Consider the following 23474-nt stretch of genomic DNA (forward strand, 5'->3'; position numbering starts at 1 on the left):
CGGCGTCCGTCGTGTCGTTCGATCATTCGGGTAGCTCCAGGCCCGCTGCCGCGAAGTCCGCGCGCAGCTGGGCGATCTCGTCGTTGGTGGCGTGCACGAGCGGGGGTCGCACCGGACCGGCCGGCAGGCCCAGCGATGCCAGACCTGCCTTCACCAGGATGGTGCCCTGGGTGCGGAAGATGCCGGTGAACAGCGGCAGCAGCCGCCGGTGCAGGGCCAGCGCGGTGGGCATGTCCCCCGCGTCGTACGCCTGGATCATCTGTGCGGTCAGCGCCCCGGTGAAGTGCGTGGAGGTGCCGACCACGCCCACGCATCCGACGGCCAGCGCCGGCAGGGTGAGCGCGTCCTCGCCACTGTAGTAGGCGAGGCCGGTCCGGCTGGTCACCCAGCTGGTGGCGATCAGGTCGCCCTTGGCGTCCTTGACCGCGACGATGCGGCCGTGGTCGGCGAGTCGGACCAGTGTCTCGGTGTCGATCGGCACACCGGAGCGGTGCGGGATGTCGTACAGCATCACCGGCAGTCCGCTGGCGTCGGCCACGGCGGTGAAGTGCCGCAGCAACCCGCTCTGCGGCGGCTTGTTGTAGTACGGCGTGACCACCAGCAGACCGTGCGCGCCGGCCTTCTCGGCGGCGGCAGCCAGCTCGATGGTGTGCCGGGTGTCGTTGGTGCCGACACCGGCCACGACCCGGGCACGGTCACCGACGGCCTCGACCACGGCCCGGATCAGGCGTTCCTTCTCCGCGTCGGTGGTGGTCGGCGACTCGCCGGTGGTGCCGTTGACCACCAGCGCGTCGTTGCCCTGTTCGTCGACCAGGTGGCTCGCCAGCCGGGCGGCGCCGTCGAGGTCGAGTGAGCCGTCGGCGGTGAAGGGGCTCACCATGGCCGTGAGCACCCGCCCGAAGGGGCGGGACACCGGTCGGGCGGCGGCGTCGGGGTGGTCCTGCGTCATACCCTCCAACCTAGCGGACGACCAGCCGGAGCCCGCCGGGGAAGGGCTCAGGACGCCTCGTGCGGGCTGGCCGCCACCTCGGTGCCGTCCGGCAGCGTGGTGATCACGAAGTCGGCGAAGACGTTCGGGGCGACCCCCTGGAGCTGACGCAGACACTCCACGGCCAGCTCGCGGATCTCCACGTCGGCGTGCTCGGTGGCCCGCATCGCGACGAAGTGCCGCCAGGCCCGGTAGTTGCCGGAGACCACGATCCGGGTCTCGGTGGCGTTCGGCAGCACCGCGCGGGCGGCCTGCCGGGCCTGCTTGCGGCGCAGCGTCGGGTTCGGCTCGTCGGAGAAGCGCTGCTCCAGACCCTCCAACAGCTCCGTGTACGCCCGCACGCTCGCCTCGGCGGCCTCGACGAACTTCTTGTGCAGCTCCGGGTCGTCGGCGATGACCGCCGGCTCGACCATGGCCGCGTCCCGCTCGGGGACGTACCGCTGCGAGAGCTGGGAGTACGAGAAGTGCCGGTGCCGGATCAGCTCGTGCGTGAAGGAGCGGGACACCCCGGTGAAGTAGAAGGTGACCGAGCCGTGCTCCAGCACGCTCAGGTGGCCCACCTCGAGAATGTGCGCCAGGTAGCCGGCGTTGGTGGCCGTGGCCGGGTTCGGCTTCTTCCAGGACTGGTAGCAGGCCCGCCCGGCGAACTCAGCCAGCGCCTGGCCGCCCTCGGCGTCGGTCGACCACGGCACGTCGTCCGGGGCCGCGAACTGGGTCCACGCGATCAACTTGACCTGGGGCTGCACCATCTCCGGCATGCCTGGGACTGTAGTGGCCGGCGGCCCCTTCCCGAATCACCGGGTACCGTTGGTGTCCAAGATCTCGACAGCCGTGCCAGGGCTCCGCGGAACCGTGGGTCTCCCTCGTAGCCTGTCGAGCTGCCCCAAATCTGGGGCAGGAGCCGCACGGCCAAGGGCTCTCTCCCGCCGACGGAACCGGCACCCACAGCGCACCGGCCCCACCCCACCGACCCCGGAGCAGCCCCACCCCACAGCGCCCGCCCGCAGCACGCACGCAGCGCACACCCCGCAGCGCCCACGCCCTCGCTTGGGGTGCCGCCGCTACCGTCCTCTGGCGCCCCACATCTGGGGCAGCTCGACAGGGACACGCCACCACGTCCTGCCTCCCGCTGGCGAACGGGTCGGGGCAGGGCCGCGTCAGGCAGCAGCGGCGCCAGACGTGAGAGCAGCCCGGTCACACGAAGAGCAGGCCGGTCAGACGAAGAGCAGCCCGGTCAGACGAAGAGCCCTGCGGTCAGACGCAAGAGCCCTGCGGTCAGACGTAGAGCGAGGTGAACGGCGCCCAGGGCAGGTTGCGCACCACCGTGAACGCCAGCCACGCGGCCATGAAGCCGCCGATGACCTTGGGGCTGATCCGCAGCTCGGGCAGCCGCCAGCCGAACGCCTGGTTGCCCGCCCAGGCCACGAAGAGGTACGCCAGGAAGGGCAGCGAGAAGACGAACAGGAAGTGGTGTCGGGCGGCGGCCGGCAGGTCGGCGTGCAGCACGTACCAGAGCGCGCGGGTGCCGCCGCAGCCCGGGCAGTCGAACCCGGTGGTCAGCTTGAGAATGCAGGTGGGCGCGGCGTCCGGGTCGGCGTGGGTCGGGTTGCTCACCAGCGCGTAGGCCATGCCGAGCCCGACGCAGCCGACCGCGGCCAGTGGCACGGCCCAGCGCGGCGAACGTTCGTGGATCCGCAGGACGAGCCGGGTGAGCCGGTCGGGTTCGGGCGTCGGGTAGTGGTAACCGACGGGCGGCTCCGCCGACCATCCGTTCTGCGCAGCATCGGGGGCGGGCACCGTGTGGACGGCGCCGACGGTGGGCGGTGACTGGTCGACCGGTCCGGGAACGCTCGTCACGCGTTCACGGTACACCCGACACGCTCGCCAGGGCGGCCGTGAGCGGACCGGCCAGGTCACCGGCGGCGGGTGGGGCGACCGCGTCCAGCCCGAGCCAGCCGGCCAGCCGGTACAGCTCGGCGGCGAGCGCCACGGCGGTGTCCCCCGCGTCGGCGCCGGGCTCGAGCCAGGCGGCCGGCACCAGCAGCACCCCGGCCCTGCGGTCGGCCTTCAGGTCGACCCGGGCGGTGAACCGGTCGCCCTGCAGGAACGGCAGCACGTAGTAGCCGTAGACCCGCTGCGGCGCCGGCACGTAGATCTCGATCCGGTAGCTGAAGCCGAACAGCCGCTCGGTGCGGGCACGTTCCCAGATCAGCGGGTCGAACGGGCTGACCAGCGTGTTGCCCCGGACCCAGCGGGGCAGCCGTGCCGACGCGTGCAGCCAGGCCGGCTGCCGCCAGCCCGCCACGGTGACCGGCACCAGCTCGCCGGCCTCAGCCAGCTCGGCGACCGCCTGGCGGGCGCCGGCGACCGGCAGCCGGAAGTAGTCGCGCAGCTCCGGCTCGGCGGCCACCCCGAGCGACCGCGCGGCCAGGGCCACCAGACCGCGGTACGCCTCGGCGGCGGTCGGTGTGGGCGCGGCCAGCGCGGACGCCGGCAGCACCCGCTCGGGCAGGTCGTAGCGGCGGGCGAAGGACGTGCTGCGCTCGGCGGCGGTCACCTCACCCGCCCAGAACAGGAACTCCAGCGCCTGCTTGACGGCCGACCAGTTCCACCCCCAGTTGCCGGTCTGCCGGGGCGCGTCGTGCTCGATCTCGGCGGCGGTCAGCGGACCCCGGGCGGCCACCTCGTCGCGCACCCAGGCGACCAGGTCCGGCTGTTCCTGGGCGATGCGCCGCATGCCACCCCAGGCCTCGCTGCGAGCCCGGGCCATCCGCCAGCGCAGCAGCGGGTGCAGCCCGACCGGCACGAGGGACGCCTCGTGGCCCCAGTACTCGAACAGGTCGCGCGGGCGGCGGTAGGCGGCCTGGTCGAGCAGGGTCGTCGGGTAGGGACCGAGTCGGCTGTAGAGCGGCAGGTAGTGCGCCCGTTGCAGCACGTTGACCGAGTCCATCTGGATCAGGGCGACCCGGTCGAGGACCCGGCGCAGGTGCCGGCGGGTGGGCACGCCGGTCGGCGGCGGGTCGGCGAAGCCCTGGGCGGCGAGCGCCACCCGCCGGGCCTGCGCGAGCGAGAGTGAATCCGGTGCGGCCATCGTCGGCGACGATAAATCATCGGTACGACGTCGGTGCGGGAAGCTGGACTCCGACCGTCACGGGGGCATAGAACGGTGCAATGCTGACCATCCGCCGGGAGGAGCCGGACGACGCCGAGGCGATCGCCCGGGTGCACGTGCACGGCTGGCAGTCGGGTTACGCCGGTTTCATGCCGGACGAGGTGCTCGGCCGGCTCAACGTGGCGGCCTGGGCGCAGCGCCGCCGTGAGGTGGGCACCGCCGACCCGGAGCACCCGTTCACCACGCTCCTCGGCGAGGTGGACGGGCTGGCCATCGGCTTCACCACTTTCGGGCCGTACCGCCGCAACCAGGACCGGGACGACCTGGACCCGAGCGTCGGCGAGGTGCTGGCGCTCTACGTCGAGCCGGCGTTCTGGGGTGACGGGACAGCCACCGCGCTGCTCGCGGCCGCCCGCGCCGGTCTCGTCGAGCGCGGCTGGACCGGCTACCGGCTGTGGGTGCTGGCCGACAACGGGCGGGCCCGCCGGTTCTACGAACGGGCCGGGCTGTCACCGGACGGTGAGCGGTCGACCTACCAGGTGCCGCTCGCCGGCGGGCGCGGGCCGGTCGGGCTCGTCGAGCTGCGGTACGCCGGACGCCTCGACGACTGACCCGCCCGGCGTCAGCCACCGGCGGATCGGCAGGAAGGCCAGCAGAGCCAGGCTGATCCAGACGTACGCGTTGCTGCCGAGGAAGCCGTCCGCGCCGGTGAAGTCCTTCTCCCAGAACCAGACGGTCCGGCTGATCAGCAGGACGTACCCGATGGTCGCGGCGATCAGCAGGACGCGCCGGCGGCGGCCGGCCGGCGCGGCCATCGCGTTGTCGACCAGCAGGATCAGCGCGGGCAGCAGCCAGACCAGGTGGTGTACCCAGGTGACCGGGCTGACCAGGCACATCACCGCGCCGGTCAGGGCCAGGCCGGTCGCCTCGTCGCCGGCCGCGACGGCCGCGCGGGAACGCCAGGCCCACAGCGCCAGGGTGCCGAGCACCAGCAGCAGCCAGAGCAGGGTGCTCGGGTGCCGCGGGTCGAGGCGGGCGACCACGCCGCGCAGCGACTGGTTGGAGACGAAGGCCAACTCACCGACCCGAGCGGTGTTCCACAGCGCCTCGGTCCAGAACTCCCGGGACGCGTCCGGGAAGAGCGCGCCGGCCAGCACGGTCACCGCGGCGGCGGCGCCGCTGGCGGTGAGCGCCGCCCGCCACCGCCCGGTGACCAGCAGGTAGACGATGAAGATGCCCGGGGTCAGCTTGATCGCGGTGGCGAGCCCGATGCCCACGCCCGCCCACCGGTTGCCGGCGGGCAGCAGCCGGAGCAGGTCCACCGCGACCAGGAAGAGCAGCAGCGTGTTGACCTGCCCGAAGTTGATCGTCTCGCGCATCGGTTCGAAGGCGGCGGCCAGGCAGAGCGCCACGGCGAGGGCGAACCAGCGGGTCCACCCGGCCCGCCGGGCGATCGGGTCGACGAACCACCAGATCAGCACGGTGGTGGTGGCCACGCTGGCGAGCACGCTCACCACGATCGCGGCCGTCCACGGCAGGTACGCCATCGGCAGCATGACCAGCGCGGCGAACGGCGGGTAGGTGAAGCCGTACTGGGTGCTGGGCTTGAGGTAGTCGTAGATCTCGCCACCGTCGTGCACCCACCACGTCAACGCGCCGTAGTAGACCTTCAGGTCGAAGAAGCCGTGCCGTACGGCCGCGACGGAGAGGAACGCGGTGACCGCCACGGCGAGCACCACCACCCCGACGACCTGCACGGCCGTCCTGTTGGCACCCTGCGCCACCGCCGCCTCCCCCGCCCTGCGTAGGCTTCCGTCCCATGGCTCTCGGGTACGTCCGCCCGGCGCGTCCCGAGGACGCCGGCGAAATCGCACGCATCCAGCTCGCGACCTGGCGGGTCGCGTACCGCCGGATCCTGCCTCGGCATGTGCTCGACAACCTGGACGAGGCGTTCCTCGCCCGGCGGTGGAGCGCCGCGGTGCTGGAGCCGCCCTCGGGCGCGCACCGGGTGCTGGTCGCCGTCGAACAGGCCGAGCAATCGTATCTGGTGGGGTTCGCCGCCTCCGGCCCGGCCGACGGCGAGGCGTTGGCGCCGGGTGAGCCGGCCGACGCCCTGGGCCCGGACGTGGCAGCGGTGACCGACCTGCTGGTCGAACCGCGCTGGGGTCGGCGTGGGCACGGCAGCCGGCTGCTCGCCGCCACCGTCGACCTGTGGCGCGAAGACGGGATGGCTCGGGCGGTGGCCTGGGCGTTCGACGGCGACGAGGCGACCCGCAAGTTCCTCACCAGCACCGGCTGGGAACCCGACGGCGCCGCGCGGGCGCTGGACGTCGACGACATGCTGGTGCCTCAGGTGCGCCTGCACGTGGCCGTACCGGCCGAGCCACTTGCCGAGGACAGCCCCGGCGAGTGACCCGGCCGGGTCAGCCCTTGTCCGAACCGTCGTTGGCGTCGCGGACGAAGTAGCGCTGGAACACCACGAAGATGATCGCCACGGGAATGGTGGCGAGCAGCGCCGCGCCCAGCTTCAGCGGGTACTGGTTGCCGCTGCCCAGCGAGCCGCTGACCAGGTCGGCGAGGCCACGCGGCAGGGTGAACAGGTCCGGGTCCTGCACCGACACGAGGCTGTGCGGGAACTCGTTCCAGGAGCCCTGGAACGACAGGATGGTCAGGGTGATCAGCGCCGGTTTCGCCATCGGCAGCACCACCGACCAGAAGGTGCGGAAGATGCTCGCCCCGTCGATGCGGGCGGCCTCCTCCACACTCACCGGGATCGACTCGAAGAACTGCTTCATGATGAACACGCCCGCCGCGTCGGCCAGCAGCGGCACCACGAGCCCGGCGTAGCTGTTGTAGATGCCGAGCTGGTTGAGCACCAGGAACTTCGGGATCAGCAGGACCACACCGGGGACCGCCATCACCGCGATGACGGCCGCGAACAACCCGCCGCGCCCGGCGAACCGCAGCCGGGCCAGGGCGTACCCGGCGAGCGAGTCGAAGAACACCCGCCCGACGGTGACCAGCACGGTCACCAGCAGCGAGTTGCCCAGCCAGAGCGGGAAGTTGGTGCCCGCGAAGATCCGCTCGAAGCCGGCCAGGGTGAGCGGGTCCGGGAACGGCGAGAGCGGGTTGGCCGCCGCGTCCGGCTCGGTCTTGAGCGAGCTGGCGATCTGGATGACGAACGGGTAGAGGAACACCAACCCGAAGAAGACCAGCGTCGCGTACCCCAGGAAGCGGGTGGCCAGCGTGCGGGCCCCGCGCTGGTCACCGCGCGCGGGCCCCGCCGGGCGGTCGGTGAGCACGGCCATCTCAGGACCTCTCCGGTACGCGCCGACGCCACCGGCCGCGACGCGGCCGGTCGGTGTCCCGCTCGGCCAGCACGCGGCGCTGGACCAGCGTGAGCACGATGATGATCAGGAACAACACGAACGAGATCGCCGCGCCGGAGCCGTAGTCGAAGTCCCGGAAGGCGGTCCGGTACGACAGGTACGCCGGGGTGAGGGTGGTCTTGGCCGGGTCGCCCTGGCTCATGACGTACACCTGGTCGAAGACCTGCCAGGAGCCGATCAGGCCGAGGGTGAGCACCAGGAAGGTGGTCGGCCTGATCATCGGCAGCGTCACGTGACGGAAGCGCTGCCAGCGGGACGCGCCGTCGAGGGTGCTCGCCTCGTCGAGGGTCACCGGGACGTTCTGCAGTCCGGCCAGGAACATCAACATGAACGTGCCGGAGGTGGACCAGACGACCAGCGTGATGATCGAGGTCATCGCGACGCTCGGGCCGGCCAGCCAGTCCCACCAGCTCAGCCCGAACGGGCCGCCGCCGGTCAGCGCCGTCGGGGGCGTGTCGACGCCGACCGCGCCGAACAGCAGGTGCAGGACGCCCCGGGAGTCGGCGAACCACTCCGGTCCGTCGATCCCGACGAAGCCGAGCAGCGCGTTAACCGCGCCCGAGTTGGCGAACAGGAACAGGAACACCACGCTGATCGCGACCGAGCTGGTGACCGAGGGAAAGTAGAAGGCGCTGCGGAAGAAGCTCTTGCCCCGGAGCATCCGGTTGTTGACGATCAGCGCCAACCCGAGCGCGAGCACGGTCTGCGCCGGCACCACGATCGCCACGTAGTAGATGGTGTTGCGGATGCTGGTCATGAAGTCGCGGCGAGCCAGCCCGTCCTCGGTGAACAACCGGGTGTAGTTGTGCCCCCCGACGAACGGGACGTCGCCGGTGAACGGGCTGCCCTGGCCGTTCCAGTCGGTCAGGCTGACCCAGAACGCCATCAGGATCGGCAGCAGCAGGAACAGCCCCAGGATGACGATCACCGGCGCGACGAACAGCCAGCCGGCGAGGTTCTCGTTGCCGCGAACGCCACGACGGCGTCGGCGGCGGCCCGCGCCGGGCGCGGTGACCGCGGCGGTCAGTGTCTCGGTTGCCATCGTCCTCACCCCCTTTCCTGAAGGAAGGGCCCCTTGTTATCGCCTAGTGCATAGGAAGGGGCCCTTCCTAACGAGTCAGCTGCCGCCGAGCGCGGCCTTGGCGTTCTTGTCGAAGTTCTGCAGCACGGTCTTCGGGTCACCGTTGGCGAGGCCCTGCAGGCCGGTGTCGAGGTCCTTGAGGACGCTGTCCATCTTCGGCGCGTTCACCGGGCCCTGGGCGTACGCGGCGCCGTCGATGAAGACCTTGTCGGCCGGGAAGGCAGCCGTGTACTGGTCGCGCACCGACTGCCGGGACGGCATGACGCCGACCGCCTTGGCGAACGTCAGCTGCTGCTCGCCGCTGGTCATCGCCTCGACGAACTTGATCGCCTGGTCCTTGTACTTGCTCTTCGCGGCGATGCCCCAGCACTGCGTGAAGGAGAGGGTGCCCTGACCACCCGGCCCGGCCGGCAGCGCCACCACCTTGTACTTCACGTTCGGGAAGTCGTTCTGCATGGCGCCCTTGATCCAGTTGCCCTCGATCGTCATCACGGCCTTGCCCTTGCCGAACGCCTCGCCGGACCAGCCGGAGTCGAGCTGCTTCGGGTACTTGGCCAGACCCGAGGTGAGCAGGGTCTTGACGTACTCAAGGGCGGCCAGGTTCTTCGCGCTGTCGGCGGTGGGCTGCTTGCCGTCCTCGCTCATCAGCCAGCCACCGTTCTGCACCAGGAAGGCACCGATCCGGTCCCGGGTGTCGCCGAGCGCCAGGGCCACCTGCCCCTTCGCCTTGATCTTCTGGGCGGTCACGGTGAGCTGGTCCCAGGTGGTCGGCACGTCGGCGTCGGTCAGCCCGGCCTTGGCCCACAGGTCGGTGTTGATCTGCAGGGCGAGGGTGGAGAAGTCCTTCGGAGCGCAGTAGAGCTTGCCGTCGTACGTGAAGGTGGTGCGCAGGCTCTCGTAGAAGTCGCCCTTGTCCGCGAGCTTGTCGCCGTACGGCTCGAGCGCGCCCACGCTCGCGTAGTCGGCGAAGCGGGCCGCGTCGACGTAGAAGACGTCCGGCGGGGTGCCGCCGGCGAGGGACTGGCCGAGCTGTTGGGTGAGGTCCTGCGCCGGGGTGACCGTCGCGCTGTTGCCGGAGCTGCTGGCCCACTTCGCGGCGGCGTCCTGCACGGCCTTGGTCTCGGCGTCGCCGGAGGAGCCGATGAGGATCTGCAGGTTGGCCGGGCCGCTGGACTGGGCGGCGTCGCCGGAGTCGTCGAAGCCGCTGCCGCAGGCCGCGGAGCCGAGCAGCGCGACGGCGGCGAGGCCGGCGACCGCTGCCCGGGTGAGGGTTCTGGGTGCCATGGGTTTCTCCTGGTGGGGGGGTGGGTTACGCGGTGTGCCGCAGGGCCAGCGAGGGCGCGAGCAGCACAGGGGTGGGTGTCTGGTTGCCGTCGAGGACGCCGGTGAGCAGGTCCACGCAGCGGGCGGCGGCTTCGCCGAGTGGTTGGCTGACGCTGGACAGGCCGATGGCGGCGGCCACCGGCGTGTCGTCGAAGCCGATCACCGACACCGGCGGGTCGAGGTCGCGGATCGCCTGCAGGGCACCGAGCGCGAGCGAGTCGCTGGCACAGACCACGGCGGTCGGCGTCTCGGCGGCGAGCAGGTCGCGCATGAGGCGTTCCCCCTCGGCGACACCGTCCTCGGTCTCCCGGTGCAGTCCGGTGTGGTCGACGCCGTCGGCGTGCAGCGTGTCGCGCCAGCCGGCACGCCGGTCGTCGCCGACGCCGGAACCGGTCGGCCAGCCGATGAAGGCGATCCGCCGGTGCCCGGCGTCCAGCAGGTGCCGGGTGGCCGCGGCGGTGCCGGCCGCGCCGTCCACGTCGACCCAGGGATGCACGTCGAGCGCGTCCCATGGCCGACCGAACGTCACGAAGGGCACCTCCCGCTCGGCGAGCCAGGCGGTACGCGGGTCGCCGTACTTGGTGCCGACCAGCACGAACGCGTCCAGCTCGTACGTGCCGAGCAGGTCGTCGTAGGTGGCGATCTCCCGCTCGTCGTCGGTGGCGGTGTAGAGCAGCACCCGGTAGCCGGCGGCGTCGGCGGTCTCGGTGAGGCCGTGCAGGAAGCGGTCGAGCACGGAGCCGTTGATGCCGTCGCGGGTGGGTTCGATGCGGGCGGCGATGAGTCGGGACCGGCCGGTGCGCATCTGCCGGGCGGCCTGGTTGGCCCGGTAGCCGAGCGCGGCGATCGCGTCCTCGACCCGTTGCCGGGTCTCCTGGCGCACGATGTGCGGGGTGTTGAGCACGTTGGAGACCGTCTGGCGGCTCACTCGGGCGTGCCGGGCCACCGTCGCGATGGTTACCTTTTCAGGCACTTAATCCCTCTCGCCGTCTTGAACGATCCAATTCGGATAGTGCAGGATTAGATCGTTCAAGTTTCTGGAATGTTTCGCACTTTGCACCGCCCGGGGCGCGTTGTCAAGACATCCGCCCCGCACCCCGATGATCTGGAGCCGCACCGTGACCGACCGCCAGCTGCAACCCCTTCTGCACGAGTTGGTGGGGGTGGTGCTCGCCCCCACCAGCGCGCTGGGGGACGCGACCGGACAGATCCGCCCGACCGGCGTCCAGGGGGTCTTCCACGCCGACGCCCGCGTGCTCTCCCGGGCCGAGCTGCGCGTGGACGACCAGGAGTTGGAGGGGCTCACCCACGGCGAGGACGGCCCACACGGCGCCCGCTTCGTGGCTCTGGCCCGCTGGCTCGGCGATCCCACTCCCGACCCCACCGTCCGCGTCGACCGCTCCCGCCGGGCCACCCACAACGGCCTCACCGAGGAGCTGCGGATCGTCTCGACCGCCACGGTCGGCGTACGGGCCACCGTCAGCGTCGACCTCGCCTGCGACCTGGCGCCCATCGAGGTGGTCAAGTCCGGTGGCGCCGCCGCGCCACTGGAGGCCAAGACCGGCCAGCCGGGCCTGCTCACCTGGGCCGCCGACGGGATCACCGTCACCGTCACCGCGCCGGACGCCGACGTGCTCGCCACCGACGAGCGGGCCACCGCGCCCCGGCTGACCTGGCCGATCGACCTGCCTCCGCGCGGCGAGACGGTGCTGCGCTGGCGGCTGGCCGTCGCGGACCCCCGCGCCGTGGTGGTCGGCCCGACCGGCGAGCCGGAGTGGGCCCGACCGGAGGTGACCGCCGACGACCGACGGCTGGTCCGTCTCCTCGACCGCGGCCTCGACGACCTGCGCGGGCTACGACTGGCCGAGACCGGCGCTCCCGGGGACGTCTTCCTCGGCGCTGGCGTCCCCTGGTTCCTCACCCTGTTCGGCCGGGACAGCCTCTGGGCCGCCCGGATGATGCTGCCGCTCGGCACCGACCTGGCCGCCGGCACCCTGCGCGTCCTGGCCCGCCGCCAGGGCACCCGCGTCGACCCGAGCACCGGGGAGGCGCCCGGCAAGATCCTGCACGAGCTGCGCCGCCACGAGTTCACGCTGCCCGACGACGGGCTCCGGCTGCCGCCGGCCTACTACGGCACCGTCGACGCCACCATGCTCTGGATCAACCTGCTGCACGACGCGTGGCGCTGGGGCCTGCCCGCCGAGCAGGTCACACCGCTGCTGCCGCACCTTGAGGCGGCCCTGCGCTGGCTCGGCGACCACGCCGACCCGGACGGCGACGGCCTGGTCGAGTACATCGACACCACCGGGCACGGACTGTCCAACCAGGGCTGGAAGGACTCGGGCGACGCCGTACGCTTCCACGACGGCAGCCTGGCCACCGCGCCGATCGTGCTCGCCGAGGTGCAGGCGTACGCGCACGAGGCGGCGGTGAACGGCGCGGCACTGTTGGACGCCTTCGGCCGCCCCGGCGCGGACCGCTGGCGCGAACACGCCGCCGCCCTGGCCCGCCGGTTCCGGGAGAGCTTCTGGGTCGACGGCCGGTACGGCCCGCAGCCCGCCCTGGCCCTCGACCGGGACAAGCGCCCTGTCGACTCGCTGACCAGCAACATCGGTCACCTGCTCGGCACCGGTCTGCTCGACGCCGACGAGGAGGCGCAGATCGCCCGCCTGCTCACCACGGACACGCTGGCCGGCGGTTTCGGGCTACGGACGATGTCCACCGACGACGCCGGCTTCAGCCCGCTGTCGTACCACTGCGGTTCGATCTGGACCCACGACACCGCGATCGTGCTCGCCGGGCTGGCTCGCGGCGGGCATCGGGACGCCGCGCTCGGCCTGGCCGAAGGGCTGCTCTCGGCGGCCGAGGCGTTCGACTACCGGATGCCCGAACTGTACGGCGGCGACGACCGGACGCTGCTGCGCCGCCCGGTGCCGTACCCGGCGGCCTGCCGTCCACAGGCGTGGGCCGCGGCCGGCGCGGTCCTGCTCCTTCAGGCCGCGACGGGCCTCTACCCGGACGTGCCGGGCGGCACGGTCCGCGTAGCCCCCCTGGCCGGCCCCGACTTCGGCGCGGTGCGCGCCACCAACCTCCGGGTAGCCGGCACCCCGGTGAGTGTCACCGTCAACCACGTCGGCGAAGCCGAGGTAACCGGCCTCCCCACCCCCCTAACCGCCCCAATCCTCCCCACCCAACGCACCCCCCGATCCCCCCTCCCGAGATAACCTCGCCCCTCCCAGCCCGTCGATCATGGAGTCGTGGCGAGCGAAAGCTCCACACCTGCCCCAAATACGGGGCACCACAACTCCATGATCGACGCTGACGGGGCGGCGAGGCCCGCCCCCAGTCCTGCGCGATCTTGCGGTTTGTGTTGCCGAGATGGGCGAGGATGCCGCCTTTGTCGCGACAGGAACTGCAAGATCGCGGAGGAGCGTCGGCGCTGGGGGGTTAGGCGAGGAGGGGGTCCAGGCCGATGGTCAGGCCGGGGCGGGTGCGGACGGCGCGGACGGCCAGGAGCACGCCGGGCATGAAGGACACCCGGTCGTACGAGTCGTGCCGGATCGTCAGCGTCTCGCCGGTGCCGCCGAACAGCACCTCCTGGTGGGCGACCAGACCGGTGGCGCGTACCGCGTGCACGCGTACCCCGTCGATGTCGGCACCCCGCGCGCCCGGCACCTCGTCCTTCGTCGCGTCCGGAACCGGGCCGAGGCCAGCCTCGGCGCGGGCCTGAGCGATCTGCCGGGCGGTGTGCGTGGCGGTGCCGCTCGGGGCGTCCAGCTTGCCGGGGTGGTGCAGCTCGATGATCTCAACGGACTCGAAGTGCCGGGCGGCCCGCGCGGCGAACTGCATCATCAGCACCGCGCCGATACCGAAGTTCGGGGCGATGACCACGCCCACCTCGGGTTTGTCGGCCAGCCAGCCACGCACCTGCGCCAGCCGCTGCTCGGTGAAGCCGGTGGTGCCCACGACCGCGTGGATGCCCTGCGCGATGCACCACCGGAGGTTGTCCATGACGACGTCCGGCGTGGTGAAGTCGACGACCACCCGAGCGGCGGACGCGGCGTCGAGATCGTCGCCCTGGTCGACCGCGGCGGTCAGTTCGAGATCGTCAGCGGCGTCCACGGCCTTGCAGACCTCGACGCCCATCCGACCACGGGCACCGAACACGCCGACCCGGGTCTTCTCCTGCTCGTCAGTCACGGGGCACAACCTATCCCAATCGGGACGTGTCCTTCCGGCCGGGACAGATCCCGACCGGCCTCAGCCGGAGAAGTCGCCCTCGCCGAACGGACCGACGACGGCCAGCGACATCGGCCGGCTCAGCAACTCGGCGGCGAGGGTGTTCACGTCCTCGACGGTGACCTCGTCGACCCGGCGGAGCAGCTCGTCCACCGGCATCAGGTCGCCGTAGAGCAGCTCCCCCTTGGCCAGTCGACTCATCCGCGAGCCGGTGTCCTCCAGGCCGAGCACGAACGACCCCTTGCTCATCCCCTTGCCCCGGGCCACCTCGGCCTCGGTCAACCCGTCGGCGGCCACCCGGGCCAGCTCGGCGCGGGTCAGGGCCAGCACCTCGTCCACCTTGCCCGGGGCGCACCCGGCGTAGACGGCGAACAGGCCGCTGTCGGCGTACTGGCTGGCGTAGGAGTAGACGGAGTACGCGAGGCCGCGCTGCTCGCGGATCTCCTGGAAGAGGCGGCTGGACATGCCGCCGCCGAGCACGTTGTTGAGCACCCCGAGGGCGAAACGTCGATCGTCGAGCCGGTCGATGCCGGGGCAGCCGAGGATGACGTGCGCCTGCTCGGTCTCCTTCGGCTCGACCACGGTGGTGGCCGGCTTGGTGCGTACCGCCGGGGTCGCCGCGCGGTGTGCGGCCGGCGCGGCCGGGTCGCTGTCCAGTGGGGTGCCCCGCACTGCCTGCCGGACCAGCTTGACCACGGCGGCGTGGTCGAGGTTGCCGGCGGCGGCGATGACGATCTGCGGCGCCGTGTAGCGACCCCGGTAGAAGGTCTGGATCTGCCGGCGGGTCATCGGCGTGACGGTCTCCTCGGTACCGGAGATCAGCCGACCCAGCGGGTGGTCACCGTAGACGGCCTGGGCGAAGAGGTCGTGCACCTCGTCACCGGGCTCGTCGTCGTGCATGGCGATCTCCTCGAGGATCACGCCACGCTCGGTCTCCACGTCGGCCGGCTCCAGCAGGGAGTCGGCGACCAGGTCGCACATCACGTCGATCGCCAGCGGCAGGTCCTCGTCCAGCACGCGGGCGTAGTAGCAGGTGTATTCCTTCGTGGTGAAGGCGTTCGTCTCACCACCGACCGCCTCGATCTGCGAGGAGATCTCCAGCGCGGTCCGCTTGTGGGTGCCCTTGAAGAGCAGGTGCTCCAGGAAGTGCGCGGCGCCGGCCTGCGGACGGGTCTCGTCCCGCGAGCCCACCGCCACCCAGATGCCGAACGAGACGCTGCGCATCGCCGGGATCGCCTCGGTGAGCACGCGCAGGCCGCTGGGCAGCACGGTACGTCGTATCGTGCCGCCCAGCGGGTCGTCGCTGAGCGTCCGCGTGACCGCGCGGGCGGTGCCGCCGGAGCGGCCCGCCGCGGTGTCCCGAGACGGTGCCACCCCCCGTCGATCCGGTGGAAACGGCGCACTGAAGGCCCGACTCACGTGGTGCTCCCGGTTCGACGAGGGGTGGGTGTTACAGGTGCTGGTGGTCAGCTGTGCCGGGTCCGGCGACGCGGACGCTCGCCGCCGTCGCCACCACCCTCGCCGCCGCCGTTGCCGCCCTCGCCGCCACGCTCCGGGCCACGCCCGCCCCGGTCGCCGCCACGCTCGCGGTCACCCCGGTCACGCGGACCCCGGTCGCCCCGGTCCCGGCCGGACGGGCGGTCGCCACCCGCGGCCTCACCAGCGGCCGGCGCCTCGGCGCCCTCCGGGCGGACCTTGTCCAGGTAGATCTTGCCGCGGGCGTCGATGTCCGCGATCTCGACCTCGACCCGGTCGCCGACGTTGAGGAAGTCCTCAACCCGCTCGACCCGCTTGCCGTCGCCCACCTTGGAGATGTGCAGCAGGCCGTCGCGGCCCGGCAGCAGCGAGATGAACGCGCCGAACGCGGCGGTCTTGACCACCGTGCCGAGGAAGCGCTCGCCCTGCTTCGGCAGCGTCGGGTTGGCGATCCCGTTGATCCGGTCGACAGCCGCCTGGGCCGACGGGCCGTTGGTGGCGCCGACGTAGATCGTGCCGTCGTCCTCGATGGAGATCTCGGCGCCGGTCTCGTCCTGGATCGCGTTGATGGTCTGACCCTTCGGGCCGATCACCATGCCGATCTTGTCGACCGGGATCTTGACGGTGGTGACCCGCGGCGCGTAGTCGGACATCTCGGCCGGAGCCTCGATCGCCGCCTTCATGACACCGAGGATGACCTGCCGGGCCTCGTTGGCCTGCTGCAACGCGGCGGCCAACACGTCCGACGGAATGCCGTTGAGCTTGGTGTCGAGCTGCAGCGCGGTGACGAACTCCGGGGTGCCGGCGACCTTGAAGTCCATGTCACCGAACGCGTCCTCGGCACCGAGGATGTCGGTCAGCGTCACGTACTGGGTCTTGCCGTCCACCTCGTCGGAGATGAGCCCCATCGCGATGCCGGCGACCGGCGCCTTCAGCGGGACACCCGCGGAGAGCAGGCCCAGCGTCGACGCGCAGACCGAGCCCATCGAGGTGGAGCCGTTGGAGCCGAGCGCCTCGGAGACCTGCCGGATGGCGTACGGGAACTCCTCGCGCGACGGCAGCACCGGGATCAGCGCCCGCTCGGCGAGCGCCCCGTGGCCGATCTCGCGCCGCTTCGGCGAGCCGACCCGGCCGGTCTCACCGGTCGAGTACGGCGGGAAGTTGTAGTTGTGCATGTAGCGCTTGCGGTTCTCCGGGGACAGCGTGTCCACCATCTGCTCCATGCGGAGCATGTTCAGCGTGGTGACGCCCAGGATCTGGGTCTCGCCGCGCTCGAACAGCGCCGAACCGTGCACCCGGGGCAGCACGCCGACCTCGGCGGTCAGCGCCCGGATGTCGCGCGGGCCACGCCCGTCCATGCGGACCTGCTCGCGCAGCACGCGATTGCGCACCTCGGACTTGGTGAGCGACCGGAAGGCAGCGGACAGCTCCTTCTCCCGACCCTCGAACCGAGCGCCCAGCTCCTCGGCGACCCGAGCCTTGACCCGGTCCAGGGCCTCCTCGCGGTCGGCCTTGCCGGCGATGGTGATCGCCTCGGCGACCTCGGCGCGGGCCACGTCGGCGACCGCGTCGAACACGTCGTCCTGGTAGTCCAGGAAGACCGGGAACTCGGCGACCGGCTTGGCGGCGACCTCGGCCAGCTCGGCCTGCGCCCGGCACAGCTCGCGGATGGCCGGCTTGGCGGCCTCCAGGCCGCTGGCGACGACCTCCTCGGTCGGCGCGGTGGCGCCGCCCGCGATCAGGGTCACGGCGTTCGGGGTGGCCTCGGCCTCGACCATCATGATCGCGACGTCGCCGTCCTCCAGGGTGCGGCCGGCCACGACCATGTCGAAGGTGGCGCGAGCCAGCTCCTCCAGGGTCGGGAAGGCGACCCACTGGCCGTCGATGTGCGCGACGCGGGTCGCGCCGATCGGGCCCGAGAACGGCAGACCGGAGAGCTTGGTCGACATCGAGGCGGCGTTGATCGCCACGACGTCGTACGGGTGCGCCGGGTCGAGCGCGAGGATGGTCTCGACGACCTGGACCTCGTTGCGCAGGCCCTTGACGAACGACGGGCGCAGCGGCCGGTCGATCAGGCGGCAGGTGAGGATGGCGTCCTCGCTGGGCCGGCCCTCGCGGCGGAAGAACGAGCCGGGAATGCGGCCCGCGGCGTACATCCGCTCCTCGACGTCGACGGTCAGCGGGAAGAAGTCGAACTGCTCCTTCGGCTGCTTGCCGGCGGTGGTGGCGGAGAGGACGACCGTCTCGCCCAGTTGGGCGATGACGGAACCGGCGGCCTGGCGAGCCAGCCGACCGGTGGAGAAGGTGATCTCGCGGGTGCCGAAGGCCCCGTTGTCGATCACGGCGGTGCGGGATTCGGTGCCGAGTTTGGTCTCGGTCATGTGCTGTCGTGCTCCTTCGCGTCGTGGGCCCACGACGTCGGGGAGCTGCTCAGCCGGCCGGTCTTCGATCGAAGCGCCCGGGTGGCCGGCGTGCTGCCGGGTTCCCGGGGGCCACTACCGGAGACCGGTACGCTGACCGGCTCCCTCTCGGGTGGTCGCGCGGCCCGTTTTCTTTCAGGTGGGACGCGGGTCGGGGGAGCCGCCGTACGGCCGCTCCCCCGTCACGTCACCGGCGCAGACCGAGCCGCTCGATGAGCGTCCGGTAGCGGGCGATGTCCTTCTTCTGGACGTAGTTGAGCAGCCGACGGCGACGGCCGACCAGCAGCAGCAGCCCTCGGCGGCTGTGGTGGTCGTGCTTGTGCACCTTCAGGTGCTCGGTCAGCTCGGCGATCCGCTTGGTGAGGACCGCGACCTGGACCTCCGGCGAACCGGTGTCGCCCTCGGCGGTCGCGTACTCCGCGCGGATGCTGGCCTTGGCTTCCTGGTCGAGCGCCATGTTCTCCCTGTTTCGGTGGGTTGATCAAGTAGGTGTCCGTCGTCCCGATGAGACCGGGAACGGACCGGTTCCTCGCACCCGCGGCGTCGAGCAGGCACGCGAGGCCCCACGCCGGTCACCCGACGTCTCCGCAAGACTACCAGCACCCGCCGGTAACACCCGGCCAAGGCCCGCGTGGCCCCCCGGATGGTCAGCCCAGCGCGCGTCGGGTGCGCTCGACGTCCTCTTCGATCTGGGCGATCAGCGGCTCGATCGAGTCGTACCGGACCTGACCGCGCAGGTGCGTCACGAAGTCCAGCGCCAGTCGCTCGCCGTAGAGATCACCGGAGAAGTCCAGCGCGTACGCCTCGACCCGCCGCTCCCGGCCGGAGAAGGTCGGGTTGGTGCCCACCGACACCGCGGCCATCAGTGGCTCGGGCTGGCCCCGGCGGATCATGCGGGCCGCGTACACCCCGTCGGCGGGCACCGCCGCGTACCGGTGGCAGAGCAGGTTCGCGGTGGGGAAGCCCAGCACCCGGCCGCGCTGGTCACCACGGACCACCACGCCCTCCACCCGGTGCGCGCGCCCCAGCGCGTCCGCCGCCGTGCCCACGTCGCCCGCGTCGACGCAGGAGCGGATGTACGTGGAGGAGAAGACCGTGCCGGCCGCGGCGATCAGCGGACTGCCCTCCACACCGAAGCCGAAGGTCTGGCCCAGCCGCTCCAGCAGTGCCACGTCGCCGGCCGCGCGGTGCCCGAAGCGGAAGTTGTCGCCGACCACCACCAGCGCCGCGTGCAGGTGTTCGACCAGGATGTCGTGCACGAACTGCTCGGGCGGCAGCCGCGAGAACTCGGGAGTGAACGGCACCACACACAGCACGTCCACGCCGAGGGCCTCGATCAACTCGGCCTTGCGGCCCGGCTCGGTGAGGATCGCGGGATGTGAGCCGGGGCGGACCACCTCGGCCGGGTGCGGATCGAACGTGACCACCACGGACTGCACGCCCAGCTCCCGGGCACGGGCCACGGCGTGTCCGATGGTCGCCTGGTGCCCCTTGTGCACGCCGTCGAAGACGCCGATGGTGACGACCGAGCGCCCCCATCCTCCGGGCGCCGCGTCGTACCCCCGCCACCGCTGCATGCCGTTCCTCTCCGTAAGGAAGGGCCCCCTCCTAACGCCTGGTGCATAGGAAGGGCACCTTGTTAACGCTGATCGACGCGCGCCGTGCGCAGAGCGATGCGCCAGCGCCGGCTGTCAGGCCGGGGCGAGCACGATTTCCGCGCGGGCTCGGCCGTCCCGCTCGCTGACGATAGCGATCAGACCTCCGGTGGGGCCGAACACGGCGTACGGCCCGGCGATGCCGGCCGGGTCCAGCGGCCCGCCGTGGCCGAGCACCTTCGCCTCGTCGGGGGTCGCGTCACGGCGGGGAAAGAACCGGTCGGCCGCCGCGTCGAGCGGCAGGTTCACCACCTCCGGGGCGCGCTCCTCGAGCTGTTCGAGGGTGGCCGCCTCGGCGAGGGCGAAGCCACCCACCGCGGTCCGGCGCAGCGCGGTGAGGTGCCCGCCGACACCGAGGGCCAGGCCCGCGTCCCGGGCGATGGCCCGGATGTACGTGCCCGAGGAGCAGGTCACGTCGATGTCCACGTCCACCACGTCCGGCTCGCCGCGGCGGATCGCCAGCACCTCCAGCCGGGAGATGGTCACCCGACGCGCGGGCAGGTCGACGCTCTCACCGTCGCGGACCCGCTTGTACGCCCGCTGCCCGTCGATCTTGATGGCGCTGACGGCGCTCGGCACCTGGTCGACCTCGCCGCTCAGCGCGGTCAGCGCGGCGTGGACGGCCTCGTCGGTGACGTGACCGGCCGGGGTCGTGGCGATCACGTCGCCCTCGGCGTCGTCGGTGACGGTGGCCTGCCCCAGCCGGATGGTGCCGGTATAGCTCTTGCCCGCACCGATCACGTAGGTCAGCAGCCGGGTGGCACGGCCGACGCCGATCACCAGTACGCCGGTGGCCATCGGGTCGAGGGTGCCGCCGTGTCCCACCCGCCGGGTCTTCGCCAGTCGGCGGATCCGCGCCACCACGTCGTGCGACGTCATGCCGCCGGGCTTGTCGACGACGATCAGACCATCGGTGCTCACGTCGGCCAAGCCTGCCAGACGACCCGGACCGCGCGCTGCGTGGGCACGCCCGCCGTGACCGGAGCCTCCGCTTGCGCAGGTCCGGCCGATTCGCTGGTTCGGTCGGTTTGTCCCACGGGTCGGCCAACGTCCTCTCGAAGATGCGAAGATCATCCGCCCGCACCCGTAGACGAGGACCAGGACTCCGATGACCCCCGACCGCCGTCCGGCCCACGAGCACCGCGCTCGGGTCGATCTGCCGCAGTGGATGCGGCAGCCGACACCGAAGCGGCGAACCCCGGCACGCTACGTCGACGATCTGATCGAACGGTCGCCGCCGCTGCGCACGGCCCGCCGCGCGATGTGGCACCGGCGCGACCGGGCTCGGTGGAGCGAGACGCATCCACACCTCGTCGCCGTGCTGTCCTTCATCGCGGCTGGTGTCCTCGGCACCGCTCTGGTGACGGGCGCCTACTATCTGCTCGCGCTGGCCGCCAGCGGCGATTACTGACGGGAAGAGCCATGACGCAGACTGCGCCGAACGAGCCCACACCCCCGGGCCCGACCGATCCGCCCTCGCCGCCGGCCGCCGTCGCGGAGGTCAACCCGGTGGCGCTCCCGGAGTGGATGAACTCGGCGCGGACCGAGCACCAGCCCGCCGGCTGGGATCGGGTCCGCTTCTTCTCCGCCCGGCACAACGGCGCGCTGATGCTGGGACTTGGACTCCTGCTGGCTGTGGCGATGGTCGGCGGAGGCCTGGTGATCGTCGACCGGCTGGCCGACAACGTCCGCACGTCCACCTCGGCGACTCCCACCCCGAGCGGCACCGCAGCGGTGAGCAGAGTGGGCGAACCGCGGGACCTGTTCGCCGGCTCACCGGCAGCCTCCTTCGCCCCCGGTGAACAGGCCGTGCGGATGCCGACGGCGAAGGCCACCGGGCCCTTCACCGAGGCCCAGGTAGGGGCGGCGTTGGAGACGGTGCGTAAAGGGTTGATCGAGAGCCGACTGGACACGTCCATGCTCTCGGGCGACCCGGAACCGTTCCTCCGGCTGCTCGCCCCGGACATTCGTGAGCACCTCAGGTCGGACTTCACCGGCAACGCCTTCCTGCGGTACGCGACCCGGATGGCGTCGCCCTCGGACTGGGAGCTCGGTATCCGGGCCGACGGACGGGTCAGTTACCGGGCCACCACGGAGAACGGCACCCGGATGCTGGAGGTCTCCACGGAGTTCGTGTGGGCGTACCCCTTCGACGTGGACCTGCGAGCGCCGGCCGGCGCCAGTGTGGTGGCGCTGCGTGACCGTGTGGTGTGGCAGGTGCCGCACCCGGAGGACGTGCCGGCTTCCACTCGAGGCCTGCGGATCGTCTCAGCGAAGCTGGTGACCTGGAACGCGGACTGCGGCAAGCTCCGTGAGGGCTGGGTGCAGGAGCAGTTCTGGGTGGCCGACACGCACGGGGATCGGATACCCGCGGGCGACCCGGGCACGATCTTCGACCTCGACGCGCCCCCGCCGACCACCGTCCGCTGTTGACCGGCGGGCGGGTCAGCGAACCGCCCCGACGACCGCCCAGCCGCCGGAGCGGACCCGCAGCAACAGGGCGACGAGTCGGATCACCACGAACAGGGTGAGTCCCGCCCAGATGCCACCGAGTCCCAGGTTGAGCACGTACGCCAGCCAGATGGCCGGCAGGAAGCCGCCGAGCGCCGCCACGATGGTGAGATTGCGCAGGTAACGGACGTCACCGGCGCCGATCAACACGCCGTCGAGCGCGAACACGACACCGGCCAGCGGCAGCATGGCGACGAACCAGGGCCAGGCGACCATTGCCTGCTCCCGTACCTGCCCGTCGGAGCTGAACCAGGACGGCACGACGCCCGCGCCGGCGGCGATGACCACGGCGAAGGCGACGCCGCAGACGCCGCCGAGCAGTCCGATCCGGCGGGCCAACGCCCGCGCGCCCGCCGCGTCGCCCGACCCGAGCGCGGCGCCGATGAGGGACTGCGCGGCGATGGCGAGCGCGTCGAGCACCAGCGCGGTGAAGAACCACAGTTGCAGGGCGATCTGGTGGGCGCCGACGGCGGCGGCGCCGAAGCGGGCGGCGACCGCCGTCGCGGAGAGGAAGCTCGCCTGGAACGCCAGACCCCGGATCAGCAGGTCCCGGCTGAGCACCAACTGGTCGCGGATCAGGCGCGGCCGGGGCCGCAGCGACACCCGCTCGGCGACCAGCGCCCCGGCGAAGAGCACGCCGGAGAGGGTCTGCGCGACCGCGTTGGCGACCGCCGAGCCGGTCAGCCCCAGGCCGGCGGGGTAGACCAGCAGCGGGCAGAGCAGGGCGGAGACCAGATTGGGGCCGAGCACGAAGTACAGCGGGCGACGGGTGTCCTGCACGCCGCGCAGCCAGCCGTTGCCGGCCGCGGCGAGCAGCAGGCCAGGGGCGCCGAGCGCCGCGACGCGCAGCCACGCGGCGGCGGCGCCGGCCACGTCGCCACCACCTCCGGCGAGGGTACGCGCCAACGCGCCCCCGCCGATCTGCATGCCGATCGCCACCAGCAGTCCGACGCCGAGCGCCAGCCAGGACGACTGGACTCCCTCGGCGACCGCCGCCGCTCGGTCGCCGGCGCCGAAGCGACGGGCCGAACGCCCCGTGGTGCCGTACGCGACGACCGTTCCGAGCCAGGCGGTGAGCGTCATCACCGTGCCGCCGACGGCGAGCGCGGCGAGCGGTACGCGACCGAGGTGCCCGACGACGGCCGTGTCGACGAGCACGTAGAGCGGCTCGGCGGCGAGCACCACGAGCGCCGGCAGGGCGAGGCTCGCGATCCGACGTGGCGAGGCGGATCGGTCGACGGTGGCGGTCTGGCTCATCGCCGACGATCCTGACACGAGCG

The 23474-nt window shown here is 72.0% G+C and carries 21 protein-coding genes; 5 read left to right on the forward strand and 16 right to left on the reverse strand.

Annotated features, from left to right (window positions below):
* Window positions 1–22: 22 nt before the first annotated feature.
* The 4 genes from dapA to AB0J36_RS11060 all read right to left on the reverse strand — a co-directional run bounded on the left by dapA (window position 23) and on the right by AB0J36_RS11060 (window position 4079).
* A complete protein-coding gene (gene dapA, locus AB0J36_RS11045; RefSeq protein ID WP_357122483.1) occupies window positions 23–949 on the reverse strand; it encodes a 4-hydroxy-tetrahydrodipicolinate synthase in 927 nt (308 codons plus the stop codon).
* A gap of 47 nt (window positions 950–996) precedes the next feature.
* Complete coding sequence (gene thyX / locus AB0J36_RS11050) at window positions 997–1737, reverse strand: FAD-dependent thymidylate synthase (protein WP_210786506.1); 741 nt, start codon at window positions 1735–1737, stop codon at window positions 997–999.
* Between the two features lie 526 nt (window positions 1738–2263).
* On the reverse strand, window positions 2264–2785 hold the full coding sequence (locus tag AB0J36_RS11055; protein WP_357175261.1) for a DUF2752 domain-containing protein: 522 nt from the start codon (window positions 2783–2785) through the stop codon (window positions 2264–2266).
* Between the two features lie 64 nt (window positions 2786–2849).
* Window positions 2850–4079: a crosslink repair DNA glycosylase YcaQ family protein gene (locus AB0J36_RS11060; protein WP_357122480.1), complete on the reverse strand. Its 1230-nt coding sequence runs from the start codon at window positions 4077–4079 to the stop codon at window positions 2850–2852.
* 80 nt (window positions 4080–4159) lie between these two features.
* Between AB0J36_RS11060 and AB0J36_RS11065 the strand changes: the two genes are divergently transcribed.
* Window positions 4160–4711, forward strand: coding sequence for a GNAT family N-acetyltransferase (locus AB0J36_RS11065; protein WP_357175164.1), 552 nt, complete (start codon window positions 4160–4162; stop codon window positions 4709–4711).
* Here AB0J36_RS11065 and AB0J36_RS11070 read toward each other — a convergent pair.
* Complete coding sequence (locus tag AB0J36_RS11070; RefSeq protein WP_357122474.1) at window positions 4610–5884, reverse strand: glycosyltransferase 87 family protein; 1275 nt, start codon at window positions 5882–5884, stop codon at window positions 4610–4612. The two genes, AB0J36_RS11065 and AB0J36_RS11070, sit on opposite strands and share 102 nt — an antisense overlap.
* Before the next feature lie 35 nt (window positions 5885–5919).
* On the opposite strand from AB0J36_RS11070, the gene AB0J36_RS11075 reads away from it, so the two are divergent.
* The gene (locus tag AB0J36_RS11075; protein ID WP_357122471.1) at window positions 5920–6513 is read left to right on the forward strand and encodes a GNAT family N-acetyltransferase; all 594 of its coding nucleotides are present in this window, start codon (window positions 5920–5922) and stop codon (window positions 6511–6513) included.
* Window positions 6514–6523: 10 nt separating this feature from the next.
* Here AB0J36_RS11075 and AB0J36_RS11080 read toward each other — a convergent pair whose 3' ends face one another.
* The 4 genes from AB0J36_RS11080 to AB0J36_RS11095 all read right to left on the reverse strand — a co-directional run bounded on the left by AB0J36_RS11080 (window position 6524) and on the right by AB0J36_RS11095 (window position 10866).
* Window positions 6524–7408 carry a carbohydrate ABC transporter permease gene (locus AB0J36_RS11080; RefSeq protein ID WP_357122468.1) on the reverse strand — a complete coding sequence of 295 codons (885 nt, stop codon included), beginning with the start codon at window positions 7406–7408 and terminating at the stop codon, window positions 6524–6526.
* 1 nt (window position 7409) lies between these two features.
* Window positions 7410–8531, reverse strand: coding sequence for a sugar ABC transporter permease (locus AB0J36_RS11085; protein WP_357122465.1), 1122 nt, complete (start codon window positions 8529–8531; stop codon window positions 7410–7412).
* Window positions 8532–8606: 75 nt separating this feature from the next.
* Window positions 8607–9854 (reverse strand): extracellular solute-binding protein, encoded by a 1248-nt coding sequence (locus AB0J36_RS11090; RefSeq protein ID WP_357175161.1) that lies wholly within the window; start codon window positions 9852–9854, stop codon window positions 8607–8609.
* A gap of 25 nt (window positions 9855–9879) precedes the next feature.
* On the reverse strand, window positions 9880–10866 hold the full coding sequence (locus AB0J36_RS11095; RefSeq protein ID WP_357122459.1) for a substrate-binding domain-containing protein: 987 nt from the start codon (window positions 10864–10866) through the stop codon (window positions 9880–9882).
* 145 nt (window positions 10867–11011) lie between these two features.
* Between AB0J36_RS11095 and AB0J36_RS11100 the strand changes: the two genes are divergently transcribed.
* Window positions 11012–13117, forward strand: a complete 2106-nt coding sequence (locus AB0J36_RS11100; RefSeq protein ID WP_363660443.1) for a glycogen debranching N-terminal domain-containing protein — start codon at window positions 11012–11014, stop codon at window positions 13115–13117.
* A 223-nt stretch (window positions 13118–13340) separates the two neighbouring features.
* On the opposite strand, the gene dapB is transcribed toward AB0J36_RS11100, so the two are convergent.
* The 6 genes from dapB to truB form a co-directional block, all read right to left on the reverse strand.
* On the reverse strand, window positions 13341–14093 hold the full coding sequence (gene dapB, locus AB0J36_RS11105; RefSeq protein ID WP_357393707.1) for a 4-hydroxy-tetrahydrodipicolinate reductase: 753 nt from the start codon (window positions 14091–14093) through the stop codon (window positions 13341–13343).
* Between the two features lie 60 nt (window positions 14094–14153).
* On the reverse strand, window positions 14154–15551 hold the full coding sequence (locus AB0J36_RS11110) for a pitrilysin family protein (RefSeq protein ID WP_363660444.1): 1398 nt from the start codon (window positions 15549–15551) through the stop codon (window positions 14154–14156).
* A gap of 47 nt (window positions 15552–15598) precedes the next feature.
* Window positions 15599–17989: a polyribonucleotide nucleotidyltransferase gene (locus AB0J36_RS11115; protein ID WP_357122447.1), complete on the reverse strand. Its 2391-nt coding sequence runs from the start codon at window positions 17987–17989 to the stop codon at window positions 15599–15601.
* A gap of 226 nt (window positions 17990–18215) precedes the next feature.
* On the reverse strand, window positions 18216–18485 hold the full coding sequence (gene rpsO / locus AB0J36_RS11120; protein WP_007456699.1) for a 30S ribosomal protein S15: 270 nt from the start codon (window positions 18483–18485) through the stop codon (window positions 18216–18218).
* A 190-nt stretch (window positions 18486–18675) separates the two neighbouring features.
* The gene (locus AB0J36_RS11125; protein ID WP_357122443.1) at window positions 18676–19605 is read right to left on the reverse strand and encodes a bifunctional riboflavin kinase/FAD synthetase; all 930 of its coding nucleotides are present in this window, start codon (window positions 19603–19605) and stop codon (window positions 18676–18678) included.
* A gap of 114 nt (window positions 19606–19719) precedes the next feature.
* Window positions 19720–20604 (reverse strand): tRNA pseudouridine(55) synthase TruB, encoded by an 885-nt coding sequence (truB, locus tag AB0J36_RS11130; protein WP_357122440.1) that lies wholly within the window; start codon window positions 20602–20604, stop codon window positions 19720–19722.
* A gap of 187 nt (window positions 20605–20791) precedes the next feature.
* Between truB and AB0J36_RS11135 the strand changes: the two genes are divergently transcribed.
* Together AB0J36_RS11135 and AB0J36_RS11140 are read left to right on the forward strand one after the other, a co-directional pair.
* A complete protein-coding gene (locus tag AB0J36_RS11135; protein ID WP_357122437.1) occupies window positions 20792–21094 on the forward strand; it encodes a hypothetical protein in 303 nt (100 codons plus the stop codon).
* An 11-nt stretch (window positions 21095–21105) separates the two neighbouring features.
* Complete coding sequence (locus tag AB0J36_RS11140) at window positions 21106–22116, forward strand: hypothetical protein (protein ID WP_357122434.1); 1011 nt, start codon at window positions 21106–21108, stop codon at window positions 22114–22116.
* A 12-nt stretch (window positions 22117–22128) separates the two neighbouring features.
* Here the strand turns inward: AB0J36_RS11140 and AB0J36_RS11145 are convergent, their stop codons facing one another.
* On the reverse strand, window positions 22129–23451 hold the full coding sequence (locus tag AB0J36_RS11145) for an MATE family efflux transporter (RefSeq protein ID WP_363660445.1): 1323 nt from the start codon (window positions 23449–23451) through the stop codon (window positions 22129–22131).
* Between the last annotated feature and the right edge of the window lie 23 nt (window positions 23452–23474).

The sequence above is a fragment of the Micromonospora sp. NPDC049662 genome (genome assembly GCF_040675055.1).
Taxonomy (GTDB): domain Bacteria; phylum Actinomycetota; class Actinomycetes; order Mycobacteriales; family Micromonosporaceae; genus Micromonospora.